The organism is Agathobaculum sp., from assembly GCF_050946325.1.
In the GTDB taxonomy this organism is placed as follows: domain Bacteria; phylum Bacillota; class Clostridia; order Oscillospirales; family Butyricicoccaceae; genus Agathobaculum.
Genome location: NZ_JBMNUP010000124.1, coordinates 1 through 5,656, shown reverse-complemented (window position 1 = coordinate 5,656; position 5,656 = coordinate 1). Strand labels below are relative to the sequence as shown.

The following is a 5,656-nucleotide window of genomic DNA, read 5'->3' as shown; positions in this document are numbered from 1 at the left end:
AAGTACTATCGATATGTGAGGTGGTATCCGGAAGGGGGGCAACCAGATACACTGGTTTGTCGACCTAAAGCGGACGATCACTGACCGATCATCATGTGAAGAATTTCGGTGTCAGTGTCGTGCATACCTTTGCGGCCCAGTCGGCCGATGTTGCGAATAGTGTTTTCAATGTCTTCGCCGAGAATGCCCTCGTCTCCTTTGAAATAATCGTTATTGTCGGACATTTTATCGGCCAGGATGGCAGCATCCACAGCGGAGGCAATTTTGGCAGCGCAGGAGGATTTTGCTCCGTCACAGACCATGCCAGATATAGTGCCCAGAGTATTGCTGATGGTCTGCTCGATTTGGGCGCGGGAACCACCACGCAGATAGGTGATGGCGGCGCCGCTGCCGGTCGCAGCGCTGACTGCGCCGCAGAAGGCGGATAGGCTGCCGATGCCGCTTTTCAGATGTGCAGCAACCAAATTGCTGATGGTAAGCGCGCGATAGAGCTGCTCCTCGGAGGCGTGCAGTTCCTGAGCATACTGCACAACGGGAACGGTGACGGTAATTCCTTGATTGCCGCTCCCTGAATTGATAACAACAGGCATATCGCAGCCGCTCATGCGCGCATCAGAGCCGGCGGCGGCATAAGCCTTTGCACGGGTTTCCACATCGTTGCCGCCGTAGAGTTTAAGAATGTTTTTGCCCACGTTGGCACCATAGGTGTTAGTGATGCCCTCTTCGGCAATTGCCATATTGCAGTCAATCTGGTGGTCAAGCAGCGGCTTGACATCGCTCACCTGGAGCGCTTCTGCAAAATCCAAAATCCCTGAAATAGTCATGAAGTCACGCTTGTGGCTAGCGCTGCCGTCGTCAAGCTGCACTTCTTTGTGCAGCAAGTTTTTGCCGTTTTTGGAGATGCGTGTAACATTAGTATGCTTATCGGCGATTTCTGCCAGAGCAGAGTCTTCACCGGCGCGCATTTCGATGCGGATATACAGATTTGCTACGCCTTCAACTAACTCTACCTTGCAAAGATGATCTGCTGCAAGCTGACGGGACAATGCGATCTGCTCTGGGGTAATAGAGGTTAGCACCTCGAGCTGCTTGTCTGGATTGCCGCCTACTGCGCCCAGAATTGCTGCGATTTCAACGCCTTTCTGGCCGCCGGAGTTGGGTACGGTGACGCCTTTAACATTTTTGATGATATTTCCACTGCAATATGCGATGATTTCATCGGGAATACGGTCGAGTTGCGCGCGTGCCAGCGCGCTGGCATAGGCGATGGCGATGGGTTCGGTACACCCCAACGCCGTAACCAGTTCTTCGTTGAGAACTGTGATATATTGATTGTACAGCTTCTGATCCATGCTTTTCGTCCTCTTTCCTGCGGTTTAAATGTTCACACGTCCCGTCGCAGCGTTTACCATAATCTGTACGTTGGGCGGATAGGTGCATACCCAATAGGGAAGATAGACCTCGTCCGTATCGACATAACGGATCTCTGGCCGCTTGAGCAGATAGCTGCGCAGGATATTCTTTTCGATGATTTGATCTTTTTGCTTTTCGTAATCTTTCAGAGTATACTTCTCTGCGATAAGGCGGTTTTCGTCTACTTCGCACTCTTCACAAGCCGGAACGCAATCGGTCAAGCCGCCTTGGTTCATTACGGGGTCATAAAATAATGTGTAGTCAATTTTTTTTGGTTCGAAAGGTGTGCGTGCGGCAAGCCCGAGCAGTTTGATAAAATACAGCCGCTTGTACCGCAGCTCCACCTGCGGCTGTGCAGCGGTGTCTGCTCCCTGCCGGCGTGCGCGCCGGGCGGAGACTTTGATTGCACGATCTTGTCCGATCAGCTTTTTGTTGAAAGCTACTTTAATTTTCATTTTGATAATCCTCCGTGAAGAAAAGGGCCGCCCGCCCCTGCCAAAAACGGGCGGCCCGTGCGTGTTTCTGCGACAGCCGCGCAGGCTGCGGCTGCGCGGGAGAATTACGAATTAGTTTTTGTTGGGAGAAAGCTTGGAAACCACAACACAGACGACTGCGGTAACCGGAACCATAACGATAACTTCGCCCAGAGCGGGGAAACCCGACCAGAGATTCAGGAACATGTAACCAGCAGCGCCAACCAACATGCTCCAGAATACGCCGTTGCGGGAAATTCCCTTCCAGTACAAGCCGATGACCAACGGAGAGCAGAACGCCGAGATCAGCGCGCCGGCAGCCCACCCAGCCAGAATGGAGATCAACGGAAGCTCCATGCAGGAGATTGCAGTGGTGATGAGGCCGATGATAACTAGCGAGATTGTGCCAAGACGGATGACTGTCTGCTCAGAGGCGTTCGGATTGATCAGGCACTTGTAGATATCGCGCGCAACAGAGGATGAAGCGGACAGAAGGAAGCTGTCTACCGACGACATGATTGCTGCGAAAATAGCTGCAACAAAGAAACCTGCTACAACCGGCGGGAAGTATTTTTCCATGGTGACGATGTAGGACATGTCGGCGTTTGCCAGATCCGGATTGATGGTTGCTGCAACTGCCGCAACAAATCCGGCTACGATAACGGTGACGGCTGCAAAAATAGAGCCAAGAATGAGCGAGCGGCGGGCGGATTTCCCGTTACGCATGGTCAGCACACGCATGACGGTCATCGGGGCGACCAAGCCCCACAGACCCCAAATCATTGCAAGACCTAATGCGGCAATCGGGGCGTAACCCATCTGCGCCAGTGCAGGACGGGCAGCAACAGCAGCTTCTAACAGGCCGCTTAAACCGCCGAATTCACCGCTGTTCAGGATGATGGCAAGTGCCAGGCCGACAACGCCAATCATCATAACGACGCCCTGGATGATATCGGTGATAGTAACAGCCCACATGCCGCCGATGGAAGCATAGATAACCAGAACGATGCCCATTACGATGGCGACCTGAGAATAGCTGAAGTTATCGCCCATCAGGTACTGGCCGACGATGGCAGATGCCTTCATATTCGGAACAACATAGGCGGCCATGAAAATCAGGGATAAAATGGCGTACAGCCAGCGGACGTGCCGGCCGCCGATACGGTCCTGGAAGAAGTCGCCCAGCGTGCAGATGTTCTTCTCCAGCAACGGGCCGGCGGTAATATGCGCAATCAGCGGGAATTGTAACGAGAAACCAAGGGCTACACACATAACGGCAGGGAGACCTGCTTTATATGCAATGCCGGCTGAACCCATAATAGTAGAGGCAGAACCGACAACCGCATATACCGCAAACGCGCCCCAAGTGCCGTTCAGAAAACGTCCGGCGACCCAGTACTCCTGCTCGGACGAGTGCGCTTTTTTGCCGTAGTAAACGCCGATGCCAATGCAAACAAGCAGATAAATAACAATTTCAGTCAGCTCAATAACGCGAATACCCTGCATAGGTTAGTCCCCCTTTTTGCCTTCCGCGCGGTTTTCTTCTTCTTCCATCTTTTCAACTTTGGGCACGATGATCCAGCAGATAATGGGGCACAGCAGTGCGGCGAACATTACTACATACGTCATGCCGGGGATGGAACCGATCTTCCAGTCAAGCAGCGGCGTAACCATCAGAATCAGAATGGTTGCCACGATCACATAGGCAAATGATGCAATCAAAGAGATCTTTTGAGACTTTTTCATGAAGCAGTACCTCCTTTTTATTCTTTTTTCCCTTATTTCTTACTGCATACACAGTAAAATTACTTTATTTTGCTTACGCAGTATTCACAATGGTCATCGCCGGCACCGATCTGCTTTTTGAACTCCAGCTTGACACAGGGGTGTGGTTCCATGTTGCCATAGTCGCCTGCAGACAGGATTTCCTGGCAGAAGAATTTGATTTCCTCAGGAGTGGCACCCAGTTCCTTGGCGGCTTCGATGTGCGGGCAGAAATGGAAATCCTTCTGTGCGTAATCCTCGGAATAAGCCTGGAGCTCCTGCTGGAATACCAGATAGCCTGATTTGGAGGACTGTGCGAGCAGAGATTGCTTTGCGTTTTCGATGTTGCCCCATTTTTTGCCGTTGATGATACCGAATTCGCGATAGGTTGCAATCATGACGGCATCGGCGTCGATTTCAGGATACATTTCCTTCATCTTTTTCCATACCAGATAACTGATCATCGCACGGCCCTTTTGCGCAGAGACAATCGCGTTGCGGTAAATTTCGGGCGTGATTTCGGCATCGAGGTTGAGCTTGTCAAAATATTCCTTGCATTCGGGGTTGGTTTTGGGATCCATCATAATAATACACCTTTCTATCTGTTGATTGATTTGTTTAAGTTCAATGTTTATGGACTTTTGTTTTAGCGGACGATGCGGCCGGCTGCGATTACTGTGTTGACCTTGCGGAAATTGCGCAGATCATCGAGCGGATCGGCATCCAGAACAAGAATATCGGCGCACTTACCAACCGTCAGACTGCCGGTTTCGTCACCGAGCTGAAGCGCGTCTGCGGCGGTTTCGGTTGCGCTGATAATGATATCGGTTCGACACATGCCGGCAGCTTCCATGTCGAGCATTTCGATGTAGTATTCTCCGTGGCGGACAAGTGGTGCGCCTGCATCGCGGCCAAAAGCAATTTTAACGCCCTTTTCATAAGCCATCGGGAAGGTTTTGTTTTTGTATTCGCAGATATCACGGGACATCTGGCACATATACGGAGACACGCCACGTTCCTTGCCGTAACGGGTCATCTGGCAATAGGGGGAGAAGGTCGGCACTACGAAGACATCCTGTTCGATGATCTTATCAATCACTTCTTCGTCAAGGAAGGTGCAGTGCTCCAGAGTAGTAACACCTGCAGCAAGCGCATTCATCATACCTTCCTTGCTGTGGCAGTGTGCGGCTGATGCCATGCCGTGCTTCTGGCCCTCGTGGATGGCGGCGACCATTTCGTCCACATCCAGCTCAGCTACGCCGGGCTGTTCGCCAATTTTGCCCAGACCGGCTGTTGCCATCAGCTTGATATACTGTGCGCCTTTGCGGATGTAATCGCGTGCGGCGCGGCGTGCTTCGTCGGCACCGCCGATTTCCGTACCATAGAAATGACCGCCAATAATTCGGATTGCACCAACACAGGCAACAACGCGGGGGCCCTGAATACGGCCGGCCTTGATAGCGTCGCGAATGATGACGGTTTCTCGGTCAATGCCGCCGCAGTCGCGTGCGGTTGTGATGCCTGAACGGACCAGCTCTTCGGCGCTTTCCATCGCGACAAGAACCGCTTCGGCTTCGCGGCATTTGCCCAAATCAGCCATGGGATGGGGGCCGCCGTTCATGCTGAGATGAACATGGCAATCTATGATGCCGGGGAGAATGTACTTGCCTGCGGCATCGATGACCTGATCGGCTTGTTCTTTGATATCGGCGCCAACCGCTGTGATGCGATCGCCCTCCACCAGCAAGTCGGCGGCCTGCCAAGTGTGATTTAGCCAAGCCTGGCCGTTTTTCAAGAGAATTTTCATGTTGCAAACTCCTTTCCTTCACACTGAAAAGCAATGGTAATATTGCTCGTATGAAAATAGGTAAAGCAACTTGATGTGCCAATTGTGAAAAAATATGGGCGATTTTACAGGGAGAAAATTGTGCAAAACTTATAAAAATGAACATTTTTTAAGGAAAAGGAGAAAAAACAGCATTTTTTTAAGAGATGGGTGTGATAAA

At 51.6% G+C, this 5,656-nt stretch carries 6 protein-coding genes; all 6 read right to left on the bottom strand.

Going from position 1 to position 5,656, the window contains the following annotated elements; translation table 11 throughout:
- Nucleotides 1-77: 77 nt before the first annotated feature.
- The 6 genes from ACOYIE_RS08805 to ACOYIE_RS08780 all read right to left on the bottom strand — a co-directional run bounded on the left by ACOYIE_RS08805 (nucleotide 78) and on the right by ACOYIE_RS08780 (nucleotide 5,457).
- The gene (locus tag ACOYIE_RS08805) at nucleotides 78-1,352 is read right to left on the bottom strand and encodes a serine dehydratase subunit alpha family protein (RefSeq protein WP_433412406.1); all 1,275 of its coding nucleotides are present in this window, start codon (nucleotides 1,350-1,352) and stop codon (nucleotides 78-80) included.
- A gap of 24 nt (nucleotides 1,353-1,376) precedes the next feature.
- Nucleotides 1,377-1,868: a hypothetical protein gene (locus ACOYIE_RS08800; protein ID WP_433412404.1), complete on the bottom strand. Its 492-nt coding sequence runs from the start codon at nucleotides 1,866-1,868 to the stop codon at nucleotides 1,377-1,379.
- A gap of 111 nt (nucleotides 1,869-1,979) precedes the next feature.
- Nucleotides 1,980-3,392 (bottom strand): sodium:solute symporter family protein, encoded by a 1,413-nt coding sequence (locus ACOYIE_RS08795; protein ID WP_433412402.1) that lies wholly within the window; start codon nucleotides 3,390-3,392, stop codon nucleotides 1,980-1,982.
- Between the two features lie 3 nt (nucleotides 3,393-3,395).
- On the bottom strand, nucleotides 3,396-3,632 hold the full coding sequence (locus ACOYIE_RS08790; RefSeq protein WP_433412400.1) for a hypothetical protein: 237 nt from the start codon (nucleotides 3,630-3,632) through the stop codon (nucleotides 3,396-3,398).
- A 59-nt stretch (nucleotides 3,633-3,691) separates the two neighbouring features.
- Nucleotides 3,692-4,234, bottom strand: a complete 543-nt coding sequence (locus ACOYIE_RS08785; RefSeq protein WP_433412398.1) for an L-2-amino-thiazoline-4-carboxylic acid hydrolase — start codon at nucleotides 4,232-4,234, stop codon at nucleotides 3,692-3,694.
- Nucleotides 4,235-4,296: 62 nt separating this feature from the next.
- Entirely contained in the window at nucleotides 4,297-5,457 is a 1,161-nt protein-coding gene (locus tag ACOYIE_RS08780; protein WP_433412396.1) for an amidohydrolase family protein, read from the bottom strand.
- Nucleotides 5,458-5,656 lie beyond the last annotated feature (199 nt).